This window comes from Pseudotenacibaculum haliotis, assembly GCF_042684245.1.
In the GTDB taxonomy this organism is placed as follows: Bacteria; Bacteroidota; Bacteroidia; order Flavobacteriales; family Flavobacteriaceae; genus Polaribacter; species Polaribacter haliotis_A.
The window spans coordinates 84,067-105,477 of record NZ_JBHULH010000008.1; the positions used below are offsets into that span (position 1 = coordinate 84,067).

The 21,411-nt window shown below is 35.3% G+C and carries 19 protein-coding genes; 11 read left to right on the forward strand and 8 right to left on the reverse strand.

All coding sequences use genetic code 11. The annotated features are described in order from the left end of the window. The first annotated feature begins 1 nt into the window (after position 1). The 6 genes from ACFSRZ_RS12245 (at position 2) to ACFSRZ_RS12270 (ending at position 5,529) form a co-directional block, all read left to right on the forward strand. Positions 2-1,126 carry a PQQ-dependent sugar dehydrogenase gene (locus tag ACFSRZ_RS12245; RefSeq protein ID WP_379666854.1) on the forward strand — a complete coding sequence of 375 codons (1,125 nt, stop codon included), beginning with the start codon at positions 2-4 and terminating at the stop codon, positions 1,124-1,126. A 134-nt stretch (positions 1,127-1,260) separates the two neighbouring features. Next, on the forward strand, positions 1,261-2,208 hold the full coding sequence (gene trxB, locus ACFSRZ_RS12250) for a thioredoxin-disulfide reductase (protein ID WP_379666855.1): 948 nt from the start codon (positions 1,261-1,263) through the stop codon (positions 2,206-2,208). A gap of 152 nt (positions 2,209-2,360) precedes the next feature. Next, positions 2,361-2,912, forward strand: coding sequence for an RNA polymerase sigma factor (locus ACFSRZ_RS12255; RefSeq protein WP_379666856.1), 552 nt, complete (start codon positions 2,361-2,363; stop codon positions 2,910-2,912). A 2-nt stretch (positions 2,913-2,914) separates the two neighbouring features. Next, the gene (locus ACFSRZ_RS12260; protein WP_379666857.1) at positions 2,915-3,700 is read left to right on the forward strand and encodes a hypothetical protein; all 786 of its coding nucleotides are present in this window, start codon (positions 2,915-2,917) and stop codon (positions 3,698-3,700) included. 101 nt (positions 3,701-3,801) lie between these two features. Continuing rightward, entirely contained in the window at positions 3,802-4,707 is a 906-nt protein-coding gene (locus ACFSRZ_RS12265; RefSeq protein WP_379666858.1) for a DUF4097 family beta strand repeat-containing protein, read from the forward strand. Between the two features lie 3 nt (positions 4,708-4,710). Further along, complete coding sequence (locus ACFSRZ_RS12270; protein ID WP_379666859.1) at positions 4,711-5,529, forward strand: DUF4097 family beta strand repeat-containing protein; 819 nt, start codon at positions 4,711-4,713, stop codon at positions 5,527-5,529. A 268-nt stretch (positions 5,530-5,797) separates the two neighbouring features. On the opposite strand, the gene ACFSRZ_RS12275 is transcribed toward ACFSRZ_RS12270, so the two are convergent. From ACFSRZ_RS12275 to ACFSRZ_RS12310, 8 genes are all read right to left on the reverse strand, one after another. Beyond that, positions 5,798-7,903 carry a DUF2306 domain-containing protein gene (locus tag ACFSRZ_RS12275; protein ID WP_379666860.1) on the reverse strand — a complete coding sequence of 702 codons (2,106 nt, stop codon included), beginning with the start codon at positions 7,901-7,903 and terminating at the stop codon, positions 5,798-5,800. 142 nt (positions 7,904-8,045) lie between these two features. Beyond that, the gene (locus ACFSRZ_RS12280; RefSeq protein ID WP_379666861.1) at positions 8,046-8,783 is read right to left on the reverse strand and encodes a LytTR family transcriptional regulator DNA-binding domain-containing protein; all 738 of its coding nucleotides are present in this window, start codon (positions 8,781-8,783) and stop codon (positions 8,046-8,048) included. A gap of 43 nt (positions 8,784-8,826) precedes the next feature. After that, positions 8,827-9,789, reverse strand: coding sequence for a M20/M25/M40 family metallo-hydrolase (locus tag ACFSRZ_RS12285; RefSeq protein ID WP_379666862.1), 963 nt, complete (start codon positions 9,787-9,789; stop codon positions 8,827-8,829). A 335-nt stretch (positions 9,790-10,124) separates the two neighbouring features. Beyond that, the gene (locus ACFSRZ_RS12290) at positions 10,125-10,427 is read right to left on the reverse strand and encodes a hypothetical protein (protein ID WP_379666863.1); all 303 of its coding nucleotides are present in this window, start codon (positions 10,425-10,427) and stop codon (positions 10,125-10,127) included. 130 nt (positions 10,428-10,557) lie between these two features. After that, positions 10,558-12,360, reverse strand: a complete 1,803-nt coding sequence (locus tag ACFSRZ_RS12295) for an acyl-CoA dehydrogenase family protein (RefSeq protein WP_379666864.1) — start codon at positions 12,358-12,360, stop codon at positions 10,558-10,560. 36 nt (positions 12,361-12,396) lie between these two features. Continuing rightward, positions 12,397-13,587: an acetyl-CoA C-acyltransferase gene (locus ACFSRZ_RS12300; RefSeq protein ID WP_379666865.1), complete on the reverse strand. Its 1,191-nt coding sequence runs from the start codon at positions 13,585-13,587 to the stop codon at positions 12,397-12,399. 4 nt (positions 13,588-13,591) lie between these two features. Beyond that, positions 13,592-15,997, reverse strand: a complete 2,406-nt coding sequence (locus tag ACFSRZ_RS12305) for a 3-hydroxyacyl-CoA dehydrogenase/enoyl-CoA hydratase family protein (RefSeq protein ID WP_379666866.1) — start codon at positions 15,995-15,997, stop codon at positions 13,592-13,594. 14 nt (positions 15,998-16,011) lie between these two features. Further along, on the reverse strand, positions 16,012-16,479 hold the full coding sequence (locus tag ACFSRZ_RS12310; RefSeq protein WP_379666867.1) for a MarR family winged helix-turn-helix transcriptional regulator: 468 nt from the start codon (positions 16,477-16,479) through the stop codon (positions 16,012-16,014). A 162-nt stretch (positions 16,480-16,641) separates the two neighbouring features. On the opposite strand from ACFSRZ_RS12310, the gene ACFSRZ_RS12315 reads away from it, so the two are divergent. The 5 genes from ACFSRZ_RS12315 (at position 16,642) to ACFSRZ_RS12335 (ending at position 21,355) form a co-directional block, all read left to right on the forward strand. Next, positions 16,642-17,571 (forward strand): ABC transporter ATP-binding protein, encoded by a 930-nt coding sequence (locus ACFSRZ_RS12315; RefSeq protein ID WP_379666868.1) that lies wholly within the window; start codon positions 16,642-16,644, stop codon positions 17,569-17,571. A gap of 3 nt (positions 17,572-17,574) precedes the next feature. Further along, a complete protein-coding gene (locus ACFSRZ_RS12320) occupies positions 17,575-18,894 on the forward strand; it encodes an ABC transporter permease (protein ID WP_379666869.1) in 1,320 nt (439 codons plus the stop codon). A gap of 101 nt (positions 18,895-18,995) precedes the next feature. Then, positions 18,996-19,349 carry a four helix bundle protein gene (locus tag ACFSRZ_RS12325; RefSeq protein ID WP_379666870.1) on the forward strand — a complete coding sequence of 118 codons (354 nt, stop codon included), beginning with the start codon at positions 18,996-18,998 and terminating at the stop codon, positions 19,347-19,349. A gap of 42 nt (positions 19,350-19,391) precedes the next feature. Beyond that, a complete protein-coding gene (locus ACFSRZ_RS12330) occupies positions 19,392-20,555 on the forward strand; it encodes a sigma-54-dependent transcriptional regulator (RefSeq protein ID WP_379666871.1) in 1,164 nt (387 codons plus the stop codon). Between the two features lie 158 nt (positions 20,556-20,713). Next, positions 20,714-21,355, forward strand: a complete 642-nt coding sequence (locus ACFSRZ_RS12335) for a peroxiredoxin (protein ID WP_379666872.1) — start codon at positions 20,714-20,716, stop codon at positions 21,353-21,355. Positions 21,356-21,411 lie beyond the last annotated feature (56 nt).

Here is a 21,411-nt window from a genome sequence, read left to right on the forward strand (position 1 = left end):
AATGAAACAACTAAGATTTCTAATAGCGATCTGCTTTATATGGCTTTTAACCTTTGCACAAAAAAAAGAATCACCAATACACGATACATCAAATACAGCTCTTAACTACAAAACTGAAGTTGTAGTACCGGGTTTAAATATTCCTTGGGGATTTACCTTTCTACCGGATAACTCAATGTTAATTACTGAAAAAGAAGGAAAGCTTATTCATTTTAAAAATGGAAAAAAGCAAGAGGTGTCAGGATTACCGACTATGGGATCGTACGGACAAGGAGGATTGATGGATGTTGAGCTACATCCTAATTTTGAGAAAAACAACTTTATATATTTTACCTATGCTGCTACTCACGGAAGAGGAAAAGGAGCAAATACAGCTTTGGTAAGAGCTGTTTTTAAAGATGGAAGATTAAGTGATACGAAAATATTATACAAAGCGTCTCCAAACAGTAGAAGAGGTCAGCATTTTGGCTCGAGAATAGCATTTGACAGAGATGGCTATCTCTATTTTAGTGTTGGAGATAGAGGAAACAGAGATGTAAACCCGCAAGATATTACCAAAGATGGAGGAAAGGTATACAGGTTGCACGATGATGGTCGTATCCCAAAAGACAACCCTTTTGTAGGGAAGGCAAATGCTAAAACAGCTATTTATAGTTATGGGCACAGAAATCCACAAGGAATGGAAACCAACCCGTTTACTGGAGAAATCTGGACTCATGAACACGGTCCTAGAGGAGGAGATGAAATAAATATTATAAAACCTGGAAATAATTATGGATGGCCTAAAGCTAGTTTCGGAATCAATTACAGTGGTTCGTCTTTTACAGATCACACATCCCTTCCGGGAATGGTAGATCCTTTACATCAATGGACCCCTTCTATAGCTCCAAGCGGAATGGCTTTTGTTTCCAGCAATCGATATGGAACTTTAAAAGGTAGTTTGTTGGTAGGATCACTAAAATTTCAATATGTATCTGTTTGTACACTTAAAAATAACAAAGTAGTTAAGGAAGAAAAGATTGTAGAAGGTTTAGGAAGAGTACGTTCTATTGAACAAGGAAGAGACGGATATATCTATGTTGGAATAGAGAATTTGGGAATTGTTAAGTTGCTTCCAAAAAAATAATTTCAGCTTTCTGAAATAGCTTACAGTGTAAGGATCGAATTTATTTATCTTCTAATTGCAAAAATATATATGATTTCAATCGTATAAAATCAAAAAAAATTACATTTGTAAGCATCAAAAAATAGAAGAATAAAATGTCTGAAAATATAGAAAAGATAGAATGCCTGATTATTGGTTCAGGACCTGCAGGATATACAGCGGCAATCTATGCCTCTAGAGCTGATTTAAAACCGGTTATGTATACAGGTTTGCAAATGGGAGGTCAGTTAACAACTACTACAGAAGTTGATAATTTCCCGGGATATCCTAACGGTACAGATGGTACCATGATGATGGAAGATTTAAAGAAACAAGCTGAGCGTTTTGGAACTGAAGTACGTTTTGGAATGGTTACAAAAGTTGAATTGTCTGACAAGGTTGGAGGAGTTCACAAAGTAACTGTAGACGGTTCTAAAGAGATCGAAGCTGAATCTGTTATTATTTCTACAGGTGCATCTGCTAAATACCTTGGATTAGAGAATGAGCAACGTCTGATTGGTGGAGGTGTTTCTGCTTGTGCTACTTGTGACGGATTTTTCTATAAAGGACAAGATGTTATTGTAGTTGGAGGAGGAGATACTGCTGCAGAAGAGGCAACATACTTAGCTAAATTATGTAGAAAAGTAACTATGTTGGTTCGTAGAGATGAGATGAGAGCTTCTAAAGCAATGCAACACAGAGTGATGAATACTGAAAATTTAGAAGTATTGTTTAACTCAGAACTTGATGATGTATTAGGAGATAACGTGGTAGATGGAGTAAGAGTGGTAAACAACTCAACTGGTGAGAAACACGAAATTCCTGTAACAGGAGTGTTTATAGCTATCGGACATAAACCAAATACAGACTTATTCAAAGGAGTAATTGATATGGATGATACAGGATATATTATTACTGAAGGAAAAAGTACAAAAACAAATGTACCGGGTGTTTTTGCTGCCGGAGATGTACAAGATAAAGAATACAGACAAGCAGTTACAGCTGCAGGTACAGGATGTATGGCTGCATTAGATGCAGAACGTTACTTAGCAAGTTTGAACTAGTACTTAGTTTAAAGATATACAATAAAGAGCCACGCATTTGCGTGGCTCTTTTGCTTTTTTAAAGGTTATGGAAAATAAAAATGAACTAATTTGTAACGTTTTTAAAAATCAACTGTATATCTATTCGAAATACAACTAACCAGTTATACAAATTGAATACACTATCGGACAATTCATTAATGCTCAGAGTGAAAGAAGGAGATGTTCAGAAGCTAGGACTCTTATACGAACGTTATAAGAAGAGACTCTTCGGATTCTTCTATCAAATGAACAGAAATGCAGATCTAAGTGAAGACCTAGTACAAAACGTGTTCATGAAGATCTTAAAATACAAGCATACCTATACAGAAGAGAGCAATTTTGTAGTGTGGGTATTTCAAATAGCTAGAAATACGAGTTACGATAGTTTCAAGAAGAATAAAGCCTCAATGTATAAAGACATTGATGATGTTGGACACCTGATCAATGCAAATGATGACATACATGGAAGTATTGCTAAAAGAGAAAACATGATCACTCTTAAAAGAGCGATAGAAATGTTATCACCAGAGCAAAAGGAATTGATCGTGTTAAGTAAGTTCAAAGAATTAAAGTATAAAGAATTAGGAGAGATTGTAGGGTGTACAGAAGGAAATGCTAGAATAAAAGTACATCGAGCATTAAATCAATTGAAAGATATTTTTCTAACACTAGAAAAGAGATAAGTATGAATAACAAGGAGTTTAAAGAAATGATGATCGACTATTTGTCAGGAAATCTTACAGAAGATAGTCAACAGGAATTTGAGCAGTTTTTAGCAGCTCACCCTGAATATCATGAAGAGTTTGAAGCAACTCAACTGATTTGGAAAGGTGCAGAAGAGGAAATTCCGGAGCCATCAACATCTATGGATGTAAAGTTCTATACAATGTTAAATGCACAGGGAAATTCTAATGAGAAAGAATCATTTCTAAAAAAGCTAGAAACTCTTTTGTTTGGAAATCTGCCAAAGCAGTTAGCTTACACTGTGGTAATTCTAGTATTAGGATTCTTTGCTGGAAACAACTTTATCAAAGAGAAAACAGAAAGTAAAGTAGAGTTGGCTAAGAAGGAAACAGAAAATGTGCGTTCGCAGTTGGTATTAACATTATTAGATCAACCATCAGCAACGCAAAGATTGCAAGCGGTAAATGAAGTGAATAAGTTAGATAATGTAACAGAAACCATTATCAAAGCCTTGTTCTCTACACTAAATAACGATGAGAATGTAAATGTTCGATTGTCTGCTATTGAAGCACTTAAAAACTATACTGATATGGCTATTGTACGAGAAGGGTTGGTAGCTTCTATCATGCATCAAAAATCACCGATGGTTCAAGTAGAGTTAGCAGACTTAATGGTGTTATTACAAGAAAAGAAAGCGGTAAAATCGTTTGAGAAATTAATTAAGGAAGAAGGAGTAAACACCAGTGCAAAACAAAAAATGGAAGAAAGCATAGAGAGTATCTATTAGTAAATAAAAGTTTGATGTAAATGGCAAATCCTAGGTCGCTTTTTACAGAAAGAAACAAAGTCATTCCTGCAAGAAGCAGGCAAACATCAAAATTAAAAACCATGAAATCACTAAAATTATGTATCGTATTCTTGTTGACAAGCATAACTGCAGTATCAGCTCAGTATTACGATAAAAAATTTAAAAACGAAGAAACCCTAAGGAAAGAATTAACATTCACCAGAGCTTCATCAGACAACATTCTAGTTGTAGATAATATATATGGATCTATTGATGTGAAAGGATATAATGGAAGTACTATTAAGGTAAAAGTAACCAAAACCATTTATGCCGATACACAGAAAGATCTGCAAAAAGGAAAAGAAGAAATAGGAATCAAATCAGCAAAAAAAGATGATGCCGTATATGTATACTTAGATTCACCTTACTCACATTTTAATCCTGAGACTGGAGAGTTTGATTATCGAGAGTACAGCCATAATTACCGTAGAAATTATAAGCATCGAAAAAAGCGTATGTACAAGTACAAGTTAGACTTTGAAATTATGGTGCCTAAAGGAGCTAGTATCGACGTAAAAGCTGTAAATAAGGGAAATATAACTGTTGAAGATGTTCATGGAAAGTTATTAATCGTTCGCAATATTAACGGAGCGATTGACATGAAGAATGTATCAGGACAGACAGATGTTAATGCTTTGAATAAAGATATCAATATCACCTATGCTAAGAACCCTACAAAAGAGAGCTGGTATAAATCCTTGAATGGAGATATCAATATCAAATTCAAAGAAGGTTTGGATGCTACCATCAGTTATAAGACAATGAACGGAGGTTTCTATACCAATTTTGATGTAGAAAGAACAACGCCTACACTCAAAAAAACGCAAGAAAAAAGAAGAAAAGGAACTAAGTATAAAGTTAACTCAAACAGACATTTTAAAATAGGAAATGGAAATGTACACCTACATTTCGATCAATTAAACGGAGACGCAATTGTAAAAAAATAAGACATGAAGATGCAATATATAAAATCAATGATCGTAAGTGTGTTGTTATTGGTAGCAGTAAATCTAACAGCACAAGAAACAGTAAAAGTACCTTTGTCTAACCCATCTAAGCCCGGACATTTAAAAATAGGGATCATCAGCGGATCGATCACAGTAAAAGGATATTCAGGAAAAGAAGTGATTGTAAAAGCAACTCGTAGAGAAGGAGGAAAATCTTGGCGTAAAGATGGAGGCGGAGATAAACAAGGATTGAAGAGAATTTCTGTAAGTTCATTAGAATTTAGTGCAGAAGAGTACGATAACACAGTACGTGTAAGAAGTAAAGTGCACGGAACAACAGATTTTGAGATTCAGGTTCCTACCAATTTTTCATTAAAGATCTCAACCATAAACAAAGGAAAGATTCTTGTAGAAAATGTAAACGGTGCTATTGATGTTAGCAATACCAATGGAAGTATTACATTAACAGACGTAAGTGGTTCTGTAAGTGCAGATGCTTTAAATAAAGATATCAAAGTAACCTTTGTAAAGGTAACTCCAAATACACCTATGGCATTTAGCAGTTTGAATGGAGATATAGATATTACTTTTCCAAAAACGATCAAAGCAGATATCAAGATAAAGTCTGATAGAGGTGAAGTGTATACAGATTTTGATATCAATGCGAAACCTTCCAAAGCCAAGATCACTACTGGAGAATCCAAAAAAGGAAACACCTATCAGGTAAAAGTAGAAAAATGGATCACAGGAGCTATTAATGGAGGAGGAGCAGAGATCTTATTTAAGAACTTCAATGGAGATGTAATCATACGCTCAAGATAATTAACAGAGTTCTTTATATAAAAAAGGCTGCATTATGCAGCCTTTTTTAGTTTTCAATCAATTTTGAGTATTCCTCTTTTGTACAGAGGTGTCCACAGTCTTTTGATATGTACTCTTCTTATCAGCTTTTACCTTAAAAGATGACTTTTCATAATAGGAAAGATGCGAACGAGAACAGAAAGCAGAACTTAATTGAATGATAAGAACTAGCAAAAAAAGAACTGCTCTTCTCATAGTCTTGGATATTTGGATTGAATGGTACGTTCTTTTAGCTTTCTTCTAGTTTTGAGACCTTCATCATAAGTTCTCTGTTTTCAGGATCGTATTCTAAAGCTTTTTTATAAGCTTTTAAAGCTTCAATCTTTTTACCTAAGGATAATAAGCTATTACCATAGTAGTGGTAAATGCGATGCGTGAAATAACCATAGTTTGGGTATAACTTCAGATTTAACATATAAAACTTAATTGCATCTTCATGCTTTGACTCATCTGCCAATTGTAATCCATATTCGTTGATCAGACGTTCAGAGATCGCATACTTTGAATCTTTATTCTTGTATTCTTCTTTCAAAAATTCAATGATTTCATCAGTTGATTTTTCTGAGGCTAACTCTGCAATATCTTTTCTATTCAACATCAATTTTCTTAAAATCCACCAGTAGCGCCATTTAGGTGTACTAGTACGATTAGAAAATCCAGATAAGGTGAGAAGGTCTCGTGTAGTTTTATGAATGACTACTACATTTCGTTTGGGAATTACTGTAATAAAATGACCAAAAGCACCATCAGCTGTATAGGCTCCATCGAAATCAGGGTTGTCATAAAATCGTTCAAAAAGCCACCACATATACCCGTAGGATTGCTGAAGAGGACTCGATGGATCTCGTCCATATCTTGCATTCATTGTATCTTTTGGAGTTACTGTTGAAATTGTTTTTTGTATCCACTCTTTTGAAATCAATTGTTTTCCGTTCCACTGACCTTTTTGTAACATTAACTGCCCAATCTTAGCCATATCTCTTGTTGAAAGATGCATATGATAAGCTGAATATCTTGACTTATCTTTATTAACAGTTCTAGATTGATTCTCGATATGCCAATCCTCAAACCCAAGAGGAATCGCTAATTGTTGCTCCAGTTCTTCATAAACACTATTTCCGGATTTTTTTTCCAACACATAACCGGCAGCATTAAAATCCCAATTGTTATAAAGAAAATACTCCCCCGGTTGTACACTCCCTCTTTCTTTTAGATTGTTAGTATCATAACCTCCATTGGCAGGCTGATGAAAAACTCCGGATCTTGCTGTAATTAGGTGTTCAACAGTAGCTTGTTTTTCAATAGGTAACAATCCGTCATCTTCATCCATACCCAAACTTCCAATAGTTTCCTGTAAATCAATAGTACCATTGTCTACATACTTTCCGTAGAGCATGCTCAAAATACTTTTCCTTACAGAAGCAGTATAGCTGATTTCTGAAACATCTCCATATTCAAAAACAATTTTACCGTTTTCTAAGACCATCATGCTGGTTGTTTCCGACTCTTCTTTCAGGTACTTTTCAATTTCATGAAGCTTTTCTTGTGTAAAACTGCTTGAAGAGGCAGGACTTATCTTAGCTAAAGGTGTTCCTTCAAAAGAAGGACTTTTATAAAACCAGGTCTGTGGACTTGAATAAGAAACCAAGAACCCAATCAAAAACAATGTGCCAAGCCCCGTAGCTATTTGCTTCATATAGAATTTCTTGTAAATAGTTTTACGTTCTTCTTTTGTTTTGAGTATAAAATAAACAACAATCATATTAGGAACCCAGCTCAACCAAGCAACAATTTGGTAAGCAGCAATAAACCCTCCAAAAACCATGATAAGAAGAGGTAACCAAAGACGTAATGTAACAGCACCAAAGGTTCCTGCATAGTTGTACATCATGTATTTTTTATGAGCAGCAACATTTCCTTTCCTAATCGTAGTATACCCAAGAACAGCAAGAACTACCCATAAAATGGCACCAATACCAAATCCTAGTTTTGGTGATAAACCTCCCGTAGCATGAAGTGCAATATAAAAACCGGGAATTCCACTAATTAAAACTGATGTGATATAAATTTTACCAATAAGTCGATGGATATTCATGTACTTTCTTCTGAACTTTTCACTGAATTGTATCCAACCGATTAGCAAGGCAATTCCACCAAAAACAATATGCAGATAAAAGCAGATCATATAGAAATTGCTTGATAACAATGTAACCGGTTTTGATAAGAGTAATAGGATAGGCTTATCAGCTAAAAAATATTTAACTGGATGGAAACTAAAGAAGATACTAAGGCTTCCGAATAAGATCCAAAGGATAATTTTTACAACTTTTTTCATGTGATTTGTTTTGATTAGACAGGGCCAAAATAGAAGCCGAAAAATCACTGAGAAAAAGATTTGACCAGTTAGGTATAAGCAAACGCTTTTTAGGTGAATTTAAAATGGTTAGGTATAAAATATGCCTTTTTAGGTATGAAAATTAAAGAGCTAAAAGTCGGTTTTTGTAATTTTTTGAAACAGGAAGCTCTACTTGGGTTAACAAAATTGTTGTTGAATCTTTCCAAGATTTAAAATGCGAAGGGTTAATCAAATGAGATCGGTGAACTTGAATTAAGAAGTCAAATTCGTGTTGAATTTTCTTCAAGGAACTGCGAATTAATTTGGTTCTCAATACATCATTTTCCAGAAAGAAGATCTCTACATAATTCTGTGAATTGGAAATACAGATCAACTCGTCTTTTTTAATTTTTAAAATGTCCAGTTTGTTTTCTCCTTTGATCGTAATTTCTTCAACTTCTTTAGGAATTAGCTTTAAAGTATAGTATCTGGCAATAACAATTAAGGGTGTGAATATAACAACGATATTCAAAATGATCTTTGTAAAGAACTCTTGAAAATCATAAAACCCAGTAATAATTGGGCTTCTGTAGTAATAATAGGTAGCTAGTGTATAAATAGTATAGAAAAAGAGGTAAACACCTATTTCAAAAAGGATACTCCACTTTGTTAACTTTTGAAAAACGATTTTTTGAAACCAGCTAACAATTACATAAGATAAGAATGCGATCAAGCTAAAACCAACACTCACTTCCATCCATCTTGAAAAATCCATTTCTCCATGTTCAAATGGTCTTGTTAGAATAGAAAAAAGAAAACTCCAAGCACCTAAAGATATTCCAATAATCGAGTGGTACTTGATAGAGGGATTTAATTTCATCGCGATAAATTGTTTCCTAAATGACTAACGAACAAAAAAGTTGTTACAGTGATTGATCATAATTCTCTATAGCCTGAATGATCAGTTTTACAGCATCCACATAAAACTCTTGATTGATGTTTTCAAAAGTATCAGTGTCTTTGTGATAATCTTTGTGATCTTCTACACCAAAGTAGATGAACGGAATTTTACGTTTGTGAAAGATTCTGTGATCAGAAGCATAGGTCCAATCATCCAATTCTTTATTATTAGGATCATCATGACCAAAAAGAAGTGTAATTGGCGACTTAATATCTACAAGTTGTGTTTTCAATTGTGGATAATGGTATAAACCAGAAGCGTATAATCGAAGAGAATCATTATGAGCAATCATATCCATATTAACATTCAAAACAATGTTCTCTTTGGCGTTTTTATAGTTTGCTGCAAAATATTCTGCACCATGAGAACCAATCTCTTCTGCATCTACAGCCACTAAGATCAAATTGTGCTTAGGCGCATTGTTCTTAAAATATTCAGCAATAGCAAAAAGTGCAGCTGTTCCAGAGGCGTCGTCATCGGCACCGTTGTAAATCTTTCCATTGCGAATTCCTAAATGATCTAAATGCCCAGTAATAACAATAGATTTGTCTGTTTTTCCTTTGATCATTCCAACAACATTACCACCAACAACGGTTGTGTCTGGAACATTAGATAAATCCTTTTCGGCATTTTTTACAGGGAACATACGCTGTCTCCATCTTCCAGAAAATGTATGCTCAAACTTTTGAATGTATCCGGAACCTTCATAAGGTTCTAATCCTAGTTCTTTAAATCGTTTTGCAATAAATTCCTGCGCTTTGTAGTTTCCAGGCTTGGAAAACCCTCTACCTTCATAAGCGTCACTAGACAATTCTTTTAGGTCATTTAATAATTGAGTTTCATTAAAACTTACTTTCTCAGTTTGAGAGCATGAATAGAAACAAAAAGAAAGTAGGGCAGATGCTAAAAGAATTCGTGTTTTCATTATAGATATTTTGAACTCAAAGATACAGTTCTATATCTAATAAAAAAACCGCCCCTTACGGAGCGGTCCAAATCAACTATTCAAATAATAAAAACCTAGAAAGCTTGAAAAAAGTAGTTTAAATACAAGCCGTCTTTTGGTTTTTATGCGGTAAAAATGTCTGTATAAGGTGTGATTGCAATTAAACTCCATTTATCACCTTTCTTATTAAAGGTTGCTATAGTGTGCATGCTGCTATAATGAATACCATACATTGATTCATAGAACCCGGTAGTTCATTGATTAATCATTGAATTGTATATACAGCTATTGATAAAATGGAATGGGTAAAGCCACTAGTTATTGATAGGTGGCGGACGCCCAAAAAGCACAGAAAATTGTTGCTTTGGATAGAACTCAGATACGTAACCATTAATGATAGAATCTCGAAAATCTTTTTGAATTTCTGTAATATCAACATGATGATCTGAGAAATCTAGAGGAGAAAACTGATCAAGTAAAGCTTTGTCACACACTTCACATTCTATAATCATAGTATCATGATCGTGAAAGAATGCGTGATAACCATAAGCTTTGCTACCTGCAAAAAGTAGCAGGAAGAAAAAGGCAAATGATGTTTTGAACAGTTTGGTCTTCATAACGTTGCATTAAAATTACATATTATCTTAATACAAACTCAAAAAAGTTTTCATAAAAAAAACCGTTCCTTTTCGGAACGGTTTTAAACAAACAACTAAATTCTAAAACCTATTAAGTTGAAGAAAATTTTTAGAAACAATACCCGTTTTCAGCTTTCACTTTCTCAGCGATCGTGTTTCTTAAAGCTACTACATTCGGGTAGTTTGCATATTTTGTAAAACGTTTTAATCCCATTAACATCATGCGTTGTTCATCACCTTCAGCAAAAGAAATAATTCCCTCTCTTCCTTTTCTAGTGATGATCTCTACGGCATTATATAGGTATAATTTTGCCATTGCGATCTGACCTTCTTGCGCTTCTTCACCAAAACGCTTGGCATTTTTCTCTGTTCTTAAGATGGTAGATTCAGCCATATAGATCTCGATCAGAATATCTGCAGCAGCCATTAATAATTGCTGATGTTGTTCTAAATCAGGACCAAATTTTTGTACAGCAGATCCGGCTACCATTAAGAATACTTTTTTCAATTTCTTGATCATTTCTTTCTCTTCAGAGAATAACTCAGAATAATCAGGAACATCAAAAGAAGGAATTCCCATCAATTCATCAGCAACAGCCATAGCAGGATTTAGTAAATCTACATGTCCTTTCATTGCTTTCTTAACCAACATTCCAACAGACAACATTCTGTTGATCTCATTGGTTCCTTCGTATATTCTTGCAATACGAGCATCTCTCCATGCAGCTTCCATAGGCGTTTCTTCAGAGAATCCCATTCCTCCAAATACTTGGATTCCTTCGTCTGTACAATTCTGTACATCTTCAGAAACCGCTACTTTTAAAATAGAACACTCAATGGCATATTCTTCAACACCTTTTAACTCTGCTTCTTGATGTGTATTACCATCGGCAATTCGAATGGCAATTCGGTCTTCAATATTTTTTGCTGCTCTATAGCTAGCCGATTCTCCGGCATAAGCATTGGTTGCCATTTCTGCCAACTTAGACTTGATAGCACCAAAATCAGATAATGGAGTTTTAAACTGCTTACGCTCATTAGCATATTGAACGGAATGATCTAAAACACGTCTTTGAGAATCTATACAAGCAGCGGCTAGTTTGATACGCCCTACATTTAAAGCGTTCATTGCAATCTTAAAACCACCACCTCTTACAGATAACATGTTTTCTACAGGCACTACTGTATCGTTAAAGAAAACCTGGCGTGTAGAAGAAGCACGAATTCCTAATTTATGCTCTTCTTCTCCCATGGTTATTCCGTTACTAGGATCGTTTTCAACAATAAACCCTGTAATATTTTTATCATCTTCAATACGAGCAAAAACAATCATTACATCACAAAAACCGGCATTAGAGATCCACATTTTTTGTCCGTTGATCTTGTAAGCTTTCCCGTCTTCTGTTAGCTCAGCAGTAGTTTTTCCTGAGTTTGCATCAGAACCGGCAGTTGGCTCTGTCAAACAATAAGCTCCCATCCACTCGCCGGTAGCTAGTTTAGGCACATATTTCTTCTTTTGCTCTTCATTTCCATACAGAGTAATAGGCATAGTTCCAATTCCGGTATGAGCTCCAAAAGCAGTACTAAAAGAACCTGTTCCACTAGAAATATATTCGCAAACCAACATGGTAGAAACAAACCCCATTCCTAATCCTCCATATTCTTCAGGAACAGCAACACCTAAGAAACCAAGTTCTCCGGCTTTTTTCATCACTTCTTCTGTAAGAGCATAATCTTTTTTCTCAAATCTCTCTTTATGCGGAATGATCTCACGATCGTTAAATTCTTTTACCGCTTCCTTCATCATTTGTTGCTCCTCAGTAAAATCTTCAGGAGTGAAGATATCCTCACAACTGGTTTCTTTTACTAAAAATTGCCCCCCACGCAAAATGTCTTTATTTATAGTCTCCATATTTTTAATCTTATTTCTTTTTTCTAAATAGTCTTCTTAATTAAGGAATTCGAAAATACCCGCTGCACCTTGACCCGTTCCTACACACATGGTTACCATACCATATTTATTTTGCATAGAACGCTGGCGCATTTCATCAAAAAGCTGTACTGATAATTTTGCTCCGGTACATCCAAGTGGATGACCAAGTGCAATGGCTCCACCATTAACATTGATAATGTCTGGGTTTAACCCTAACTCTCTTATCACAGCTAATGACTGAGAAGCAAAGGCTTCGTTTAACTCGATCAATTCAACAGCGTTTTGTTGTAGTCCTGCTTGTTTCAATGCCTTTGGAATAGCAGCAACAGGCCCAATACCCATAATTCTTGGTTCTACACCGGCTGCAGCATAACTTACCATTCGAGCAATAGGTTCAAGATTTAACTCTTTCACCATTTCTTCACTCATCACCATAACAAATGCTGCACCATCACTCATTTGAGATGAGTTTCCGGCAGTAACACTTCCTCCGGCAGCAAATACTGGACGCAACTTAGCTAATGCCTCTTTATTAGTTCCTTTTCTTGGACCTTCATCTACTGTTACTGTATAACTCTTGGTAGCCTTTTTACCGTTCTCATCTAAATAGGTTTGGTTTACGGTAATAGGAGCAATCTGATTTTTAAACCGATTTTCTGCCTGTGCTTTTAAAGCTTTCATATGTGAGTTGAAAGCAAATTCATCTTGATCTTCTCTAGATACTTTAAATTGATTGGCAACAGCTTCGGCTGTATTTCCCATTCCCCAATAATAATCTTCATGCCCTGAGTTTACCAAATCGTAGTTTAATTCAGTCTTATAACCTGTCATAGGTACTGCACTCATACTTTCTGCACCTCCGGCAATGATACAATCTGCCATTCCGGCTTGAATTTTTGCAGCAGCCATGGCGATGGTTTCTAATCCAGAAGAACAAAATCTGTTTACGGTTACACCCGGTACATCTACAGTGTCTAATCCCATTAAAGAGATCAATCGAGCCATATTAAGACCTTGTGATCCTTCTGGCATTGCATTTCCCACAATTACATCATCTATACGAGATGTATCTAGTTGAGGTAGCTCTTTCATCATGTATTGAATCGTTTCTGCTGCTAGCTCATCTGTTCTTTTGAATCGGAACAAACCTCTTGGAGCTTTTCCAACGGCTGTTCTGTATCCTTTTACTATATATGCTGTTTTCATTTTCTTAGTTTCTTAATGGTTTACCAGTTTTTAACATGTGCTGAATACGTTCTAGAGTTTTACGTTCTGTACATAAACTCAAGAATGCTTCACGTTCTATATCCAGTAGATACTGTTCTGTAACTCTGGTAGGCTCTGATAAATCTCCTCCTGCCATTACATAGGCCAACTTATTTGCAATTTTCTTATCGTGTTCAGAAATGTAATGAGCAGCTTCCATAGAATCTGTTCCTACTAAGAACATTCCTAAAGCTTGTTTTCCTAATACTTTGATATCTTTTCTTCTTGGTGGTTGTGTATAACCAGCTTCAGCAAGCATTAAAGCATGTTTTTTAGCTTCAGCGATCTGACGATCTTTGTTAACTACCACAACATCTTTACCTTTTTGTAAAATACCCAGATCAAAAGCCTCGTAAGCAGAAGTTGCTACTTTGGCCATTCCAATAGTTAAGAAATACTCTTGCAGTACGTTTAACTCAACATCACCTTTCTTAAAAGAATCTGCAGCTCTTAGAGCAAATTCTTTAGACCCACCACCACCTGGGATTACTCCAACACCAAACTCTACCAATCCGATGTAAGTTTCTGCGGCTGCAACAACTTTATCGGCATGCATAGATAATTCGCATCCTCCACCTAAAGTCATTCCATGTGGTGCAGAAATGGTTGGAATAGAAGAGTAGCGCATACGCATCATGGTATCTTGGAAATATTTGATAGCCATGTTTAACTCATCATACTCTTGCTCTACAGCCATCATAAAGATCATTCCAATATTGGCTCCAACAGAGAAATTGGCAGCTTGATTACCAACGACAAGTCCTTGGTAATCTTTTTCTGCCATGTCTATAGCCTTATTTAATCCGGCTAACACATCTCCCCCTATTGTGTTCATTTTGGATTGGAATTCTACATTTAAAATTCCATCTCCTAAGTCTTCTACAACAACACCAGAATTTTTAAATACTTGTTTAGATTCTCTGATATTGTCTAATATGATAAAGGCATCTTGCCCTGGTTTTTTCGTTTGTTTTTTCGCCGGAACATCGTAATAATAGGTCGCTCCATCTTTTACAGTGTAGAATGAAGTTTCTCCGTTGCTTACCATTTCAGTTACCCAAGCAGCAGGTTCTTTTCCTTCTGCTCTCATCAATTCGATTCCCTTTTCAACACCGATAGCATCCCAAATTTCAAAAGGACCATTTTCCCAACCAAATCCAGCTTTCATTGCATCATCAATTCTATACAATTCATCAGAAATTTCAGGAATACGATTTTGAACATAGGCAAACATGGCTGCAAAATTCTTTCTGTAGAATTCTCCGGCTTTATCTTTTCCTCCTACCAACACTTTGAAACGATCGATAGGTTTATCGATGGTCTTAGTTAACTCTAATGTTGCAAATTTTGCTCTTTGCTTAGAGCGATACTCCATCGTATTGAGGTCTAACGAAAGGATTTCTTTCTTTCCTTCTGCGTTTACAGTCTTTTTATAGAAACCTTGTCCGGTTTTGCTTCCTAACCACTTGTTTTTCATCATGGTTTCAATGAAGTCCGGTAATTTGAACAATTCGTGAGCTTCGTCATTCGGACAGTTTTCATACAATCCGTTGGCAACATGCACCAAAGTATCTAAACCAACAACATCCACAGTTCTGAAGGTTGCAGATTTTGGTCTACCAATCACAGGTCCTGTAAGCTTATCTACTTCTTCAATAGTTAAGCCCAATTCCTTTACTTGGTGGAATAAGCTCTGAATTCCGAAGATTCCAATTCTGTTCCCGATAAATGCAGGAGTGTCTTTGGCTAAAACTGATGTTTTTCCTAAAAATTTCTCTCCATACATCATTAAGAAATCTGTAACCTCTTGCTTACACTGAGGTCCCGGAACTACTTCAAATAATCGTAAATATCTTGGCGGGTTAAAGAAGTGAGTAACTGCAAAGTGTTTTTGGAAATCTTCACTTCTTCCTTCATTCATAAATTTGATAGGAATTCCGGAAGTATTTGAAGAAATAATAGTTCCCGGAGTTCTATACTTTTCAACTTGTTCGAAAACTTGTTGTTTGATATCCAATCTCTCTACCACAACTTCCATTACCCAATCTACATCTTTGATCTTGTGAAGATCATCTTCTATATTTCCTGTGGTAATCCTATCAGCAAACTTCTGGTTGTAAATAGGAGAGGGCTTTGATTTTAATGAAGCAGTCAAAGCATCGTTTACAAGTCTGTTACGAACTACTTTGTCTTCTAAAGTCAACCCTTTTGCTTTTTCTTTATCATTCAATTCTCTAGGGACAATGTCCAACAAAAGAACTTCAACGCCAATATTAGCAAAGTGACAAGCAATACCGCTCCCCATGATTCCGGAACCGATAATGGCAACTTTTTTAATTCTTCTAGTCATTTGTTTGTATTAATTTAAACAGCTTTTTTGTTGATCTTTTTTTCTTCTTGATAGATCACTTTATCAGCTATGAGTTTATTTATGGTTGATGTTACTTTGAAGAAAGCATCGAGTTCTTGTTCTGTAACATGTTCTCTAATCTTATTGTTAAAGCCAATAACATGACCTTTTGAGATCTCTCTCATCTCTTTACCGTAATCAGTCAGTTTGATGATTACACTTCTTCCGTCATTGGGATTCTTCTCACGAACGATGGCTCCTTTTTCTTCCATTGTCTTTAAAATTCTGGAAAGACTGGTAGGCTCCATTCCCATAGAAGGTCCTAGAGCAGTAGAAGGCGTTCCTTTGTCGTAATCAATGTTAAGCAAAACAAAGGCGGTAGCCATTGTACTATCGTGCTTAGCAGCTTGCTCATTATAGAGTTTTGCAACGGCTTGCCAAGTTGCTCTTAATTGATGATCTATCGATTTATTTTTATCCATTGCCTCAAAGATATAAAAATTTGTTATGCATGCATAGTAAATAGTAAAAAATTATGCATGCATAGTAAAAATTCTTGTAACAAAAGAGAAAATCAAGTTACTAATGATAGTAAAATGAGTAAGTTTGTGGCACTCGATCAACAATAATCATTCAAACATATTATGTCGAATTTATTAGAAATTAACAATGTGGTGAAAACCTATGGGGACTATACTGCATTGAATGATGTATCTATACAAGTTCCCAAAGGAAGTGTCTTTGGTTTATTAGGACCGAATGGAGCAGGAAAGACCTCTTTGATACGAATCATCAACCAAATTACGATGCCGGATAGTGGTTCGGTTTTCTTAGACGGAGAAGAATTACAACCAAAACATGTAGAGCATATTGGTTACTTACCTGAAGAGCGTGGACTCTACAAGAGCATGAAGGTAGGAGAACAGGCAATGTATTTAGCTCAATTAAAAGGGTTGAATAAAAAAGAAGCCAAAGAACGCTTAAAGTACTGGTTCGAGAAATTTGATGTGTATACTTGGTGGAACAAGAAGATTCAAGAATTGTCTAAAGGAATGGCGCAAAAAGTACAGTTTATTGTTACAGTAATGCACCGCCCAAAGTTGTTGATCTTTGATGAGCCTTTTTCAGGTTTCGACCCTATCAACGCTCAATTGATCGCTCGCGAAATCTTACAACTAAGAGATGAAGGAGCCACGATCATTTTTTCAACACACAGAATGGAATCTGTAGAGGAGTTATGTGACTATATCGGATTGATCGATAAATCCAATTTAATTCTTCAAGGAAAACTGGACGACATTAAAAGACAATTTCGTACCAATACCTTCCAAGTTGGGTTAGAGACTGATCATCCAAGTGAGGTTGAAGCTAAATTAAGAGAGAATTTTAAAGTTTCTGAAGCAGACTTTAAATTGTTGAACGAAGGATTGAGGTTGAATGTAAAACTTCAAAACGGAAGTTCTGCCAACGATCTACTTTCTTACTTAACAAGTCAGGGAGAAGTACAGCATTTCGTAGAATTGGTACCGGATGCGAACGACATATTTATTCAAGCCGTAAACAAAAACAGTTAAGAGATGAGCAAATTAGGAATTATCATACAGAGAGAATTTGTCGCGAAGGTTCGTAATAAATCGTTCATCGTAATGACGTTTTTGAGTCCACTATTGATGGTGGGAATTGGTTTCTTGGTTTTCTTTTTAAGTAAGAAGAATGATGAGAAGGTAAAGAATATTGTCTACGTAGATCATTCAGGAGTATTTTCTAAAGACGATTTTAAAGATCGAAAGACAGTGAAGTACGAGGATTATTCCAGTATGTCTTTTGAAGAAGCTAAAAAGAAAGTAGAAGAAGGGAAGTTCTATGGAATGCTCTATATACCTAAACAAGATAGTTTAGAACTTTTGGCTTCGTCTATTGAGTTCTACTCAGGTTCTTCGCCTAGTATGACTACTATTGAGTCATTGGAGAGAAAGATAGAAAGTAGGCTTCGAAAGAATAAATTGAACAAACTAGGAATTGATCTGAATGATTTAAAATCATCAGAATTCAAGACCAATATAAAACTGAACAATTATTCAGGAGAAAAATCCTCTAAAATGAGTAGTTGGATCAAAATTGGAACGGGTGCCATTTCAGGGTATCTATTAATGATGTTTGTAATTATTTACGGAACATCAGTAATGAGAAGTGTTATTGAAGAAAAGACAAGTAGAATCATCGAGGTGATTGTTTCTTCGGTAAAACCTTTCCAGTTGATGTTAGGAAAGATCATAGGAAATGCTTCAGCAGGTTTGTTGCAGTTTTTGATCTGGGGAATTATTATTTTGGTTTTAGGAACTGTAGCATCTTCAGTATTTGGAGTAGATTTGGTAGAGGCAAATTCTTCTCAAATAAATGCAGAACAATTAGAAGCGATAAAACAATCGGTGAGTGGAGAAGAGCAATTATTTAGAGAGTTGCAAAAGCTGCCAATCTTTTTGATGTTTGTGCTGTTCATTTTCTATTTCTTAGGAGGCTATTTCTTATACAGTTCTGTATTTGCTGCTGTAGGAGCAGCGGTAGACAACGAAACAGATACACAGCAATTTATGTTGCCAATTATGTTACCGTTGATCTTGGGTGTGTATGTAGGTTTTGCAACAGTAATTAATGATCCTCATGGACCTATTTCTACGATTTTCTCAATCATTCCGTTAACATCTCCTATTGTTATGCTTATGAGGGTTCCTTTTGGAGTACCATGGTATGAGATCGCTATTTCTATGGCATTGTTATTGATTACCTTTGTGTTCATGGTATGGTTTGCAGCCAAGATTTACCGAGTAGGAATTTTGATGTATGGTAAAAAGCCAACCTACAAAGACCTCTATAAGTGGTTAAAATATAAAGGGTAATTTTTTTGATGCAAGACTTTTAGAAGAAAGACTTGAAGATAGAAAAAATCAATATTTAAAAAAGTGTTTTATCTTTCTACAAAATAATTGCTAGGTAAGAAATGATTAAACACAACTTTAAAAAGTTAAAGATATGGCATAAAGCAATGGAACTTTGCAAGGGAATATTTAGAATTACTGATAAGTTTCCAAAGTCAGAGTTGTATTCTTTAACATCACAAATGAATCGTTCTGCTGTATCAGTTCCTTCTAATATAGCAGAAGGATCAAGTAGAAGTTCAGAAAAAGAATTTAAAAGATATTTAGAGATATCCATGGGATCATTATTTGAATTACAGACTCAAATTATGTTGTCAAATTATAAAGGATATTTAAATGAAGAAAAATTAGAAAGTATAGAAAAACAGACAGAAGAATTACAAAAAATGATATCTGGTTTTATGAAATCATTATAGTATCTTTTATCTTTTTTCTAGATGTCTAAAGGTCTAAAAGAAATGAGTAAAATATTAATTATAGAAGACGAAGCTGCAATCCGCAGAGTGTTAAAGAAAATTATTTCTGAAGAAAGCGATAGCTATCAGGTTGAAGAAGCCGAAGACGGTTTGTCTGGAATAGAAATGATCAAAGACAAGGACTACGATTTGGTATTGTGTGATATTAAAATGCCAAAGATGGATGGTGTTGAGGTTTTAGAAAAAGCCAAAAAGATCAAGCCGGAGATTCCTTTTGTGATGATCTCAGGACACGGAGACCTAGATACTGCTGTAAATACGATGCGCTTAGGAGCTTTTGATTATATCTCAAAACCACCGGATTTAAATCGCCTGTTAAATACTGTACGAAATGCTTTGGATAGAAAAGTATTAGTGGTAGAAAATAAGCGATTAAAGAAAAAAGTAAGCAAGAATTACGAAATGGTAGGTGAGAGTAAAGCCATTACTCACATCAAAGATATGATCGAAAAAGTTGCCGGAACAGACGCACGAGTTTTGATCACAGGACCTAATGGAACAGGAAAAGAATTAGTGGCTCACTGGTTGCATGAAAAATCAGAGCGTTCAAAACTACCGATGATCGAAGTAAACTGTGCAGCCATTCCTTCTGAGTTGATCGAAAGCGAATTGTTTGGGCATGTAAAAGGAAGTTTTACAGGAGCTAATAAAGATCGTGCAGGAAAGTTTGAAGCTGCCAATGGAGGAACAATTTTCTTAGATGAGATCGGAGATATGAGTTTGTCTGCTCAGGCAAAAGTATTAAGAGCCTTGCAAGAGAACAGAATTCAACGTGTAGGAAGCGACAAAGACATTAAAGTAAATGTTCGTGTTGTAGCTGCAACAAACAAAGATTTAAAGAAAGAGATTGCTGAAGGAAGGTTTAGAGAAGATTTATACCACAGATTAGCAGTAATCTTGATCAAAGTTCCTGCATTGAATGATCGAAGAGAAGATATTCCATTACTTATAGATTTCTTTACCAATAAAATAGCTGCTGAGCAAGGAACCATTCAAAAAGGATTCTCAAAAGGAGCGGTTAAGTTGTTGCAATCGTATGATTGGACAGGAAATATCAGAGAATTACGCAATGTAGTAGAGAGATTGATCATTTTGGGAGAGCAAGAAGTTTCAGAAGATGATGTAAAATTATTTGCAAGCAAGTAGCTCTTTTTTACAGAAAAAATAACAATATAGATAAAGTTGATGCACACATAAATAAATGCATCAACTTTTCTTTTTTAAATCATTTTTAAAATAGATACTTTTGCCTCTTGAAAAATTAAAACGAATTATTAATTCTTTAAAAAAAAAAGTAATAAAAAATGGCTACAGTAGTAGGTAAAAAATTCCCAAACATCACTGTTGATGCAATGGATAAAATGGGAAGTACTCTTAAGATCAACGTATTGGAAGAGGCAGCAAAAAATGGAAAAAAAGTATTGTTATTCTGGTACCCGAAAGATTTTACTTTCGTATGTCCAACTGAATTGCACGCTTTTCAAGCAGCTTTAGCTGAGTTCGAAAAAAGAAATACGATTGTTATCGGTGCTTCTTGTGATACTCCTGAAGTTCATTTTGCTTGGTTAAGTACTTCTAAGAACAATGGTGGAATCGAAGGTGTTACATACCCAATCATTGCAGATAGTAACAGAAACTTATCAAGTATTTTAGGTATTTTAGATATCACTGGAGAAAGATATGACGAAGATACTGATACTGTTCAAGTAGAAGGAGACAACGTTACTTACAGAGCTACTTACTTAATTGATGAGGAAGGAACTGTTTTCCACGAAGGAATCAACCACATGCCTGTAGGAAGAAATATTGAAGAGTATTTACGTTTGATCGATGCATATTCTCACGTTCAATCTCACGGAGAGGTTTGCCCTGCAAACTGGAGAGAAGGTGAAGCTGCAATGGCACCAAACGCAAAAGAAACTGCAGAATACTTAGCTGCTCACTAAGAGTTGGCTTATCGCTATAAAAAAAGACCGAGCATTGCTCGGTCTTTTTGTTTGAT

What these genes read in the sequence shown, in the direction of transcription:
- ACFSRZ_RS12300 (WP_379666865.1), bottom strand. Translation starts at nt 13,587, where the DNA reads ATGAAAACAGCATATATAGTAAAAGGATACAGAACAGCCGTTGGAAAA.
- ACFSRZ_RS12330 (WP_379666871.1), top strand. Translation starts at nt 19,392, where the DNA reads ATGAGTAAAATATTAATTATAGAAGACGAAGCTGCAATCCGCAGAGTG.
- ACFSRZ_RS12335 (WP_379666872.1), top strand. Translation starts at nt 20,714, where the DNA reads ATGGCTACAGTAGTAGGTAAAAAATTCCCAAACATCACTGTTGATGCA.
- ACFSRZ_RS12295 (WP_379666864.1), bottom strand. Translation starts at nt 12,360, where the DNA reads ATGGAGACTATAAATAAAGACATTTTGCGTGGGGGGCAATTTTTAGTA.
- ACFSRZ_RS12275 (WP_379666860.1), bottom strand. Translation starts at nt 7,903, where the DNA reads ATGAAAAAAGTTGTAAAAATTATCCTTTGGATCTTATTCGGAAGCCTT.
- ACFSRZ_RS12290 (WP_379666863.1), bottom strand. Translation starts at nt 10,427, where the DNA reads ATGAAGACCAAACTGTTCAAAACATCATTTGCCTTTTTCTTCCTGCTA.
- ACFSRZ_RS12280 (WP_379666861.1), bottom strand. Translation starts at nt 8,783, where the DNA reads ATGAAATTAAATCCCTCTATCAAGTACCACTCGATTATTGGAATATCT.
- ACFSRZ_RS12245 (WP_379666854.1), top strand. Translation starts at nt 2, where the DNA reads ATGAAACAACTAAGATTTCTAATAGCGATCTGCTTTATATGGCTTTTA.
- trxB (WP_379666855.1), top strand. Translation starts at nt 1,261, where the DNA reads ATGTCTGAAAATATAGAAAAGATAGAATGCCTGATTATTGGTTCAGGA.
- ACFSRZ_RS12320 (WP_379666869.1), top strand. Translation starts at nt 17,575, where the DNA reads ATGAGCAAATTAGGAATTATCATACAGAGAGAATTTGTCGCGAAGGTT.
- ACFSRZ_RS12315 (WP_379666868.1), top strand. Translation starts at nt 16,642, where the DNA reads ATGTCGAATTTATTAGAAATTAACAATGTGGTGAAAACCTATGGGGAC.
- ACFSRZ_RS12310 (WP_379666867.1), bottom strand. Translation starts at nt 16,479, where the DNA reads ATGGATAAAAATAAATCGATAGATCATCAATTAAGAGCAACTTGGCAA.
- ACFSRZ_RS12285 (WP_379666862.1), bottom strand. Translation starts at nt 9,789, where the DNA reads ATGAAAACACGAATTCTTTTAGCATCTGCCCTACTTTCTTTTTGTTTC.
- ACFSRZ_RS12325 (WP_379666870.1), top strand. Translation starts at nt 18,996, where the DNA reads ATGATTAAACACAACTTTAAAAAGTTAAAGATATGGCATAAAGCAATG.
- ACFSRZ_RS12305 (WP_379666866.1), bottom strand. Translation starts at nt 15,997, where the DNA reads ATGACTAGAAGAATTAAAAAAGTTGCCATTATCGGTTCCGGAATCATG.
- ACFSRZ_RS12260 (WP_379666857.1), top strand. Translation starts at nt 2,915, where the DNA reads ATGAATAACAAGGAGTTTAAAGAAATGATGATCGACTATTTGTCAGGA.
- ACFSRZ_RS12270 (WP_379666859.1), top strand. Translation starts at nt 4,711, where the DNA reads ATGAAGATGCAATATATAAAATCAATGATCGTAAGTGTGTTGTTATTG.
- ACFSRZ_RS12265 (WP_379666858.1), top strand. Translation starts at nt 3,802, where the DNA reads ATGAAATCACTAAAATTATGTATCGTATTCTTGTTGACAAGCATAACT.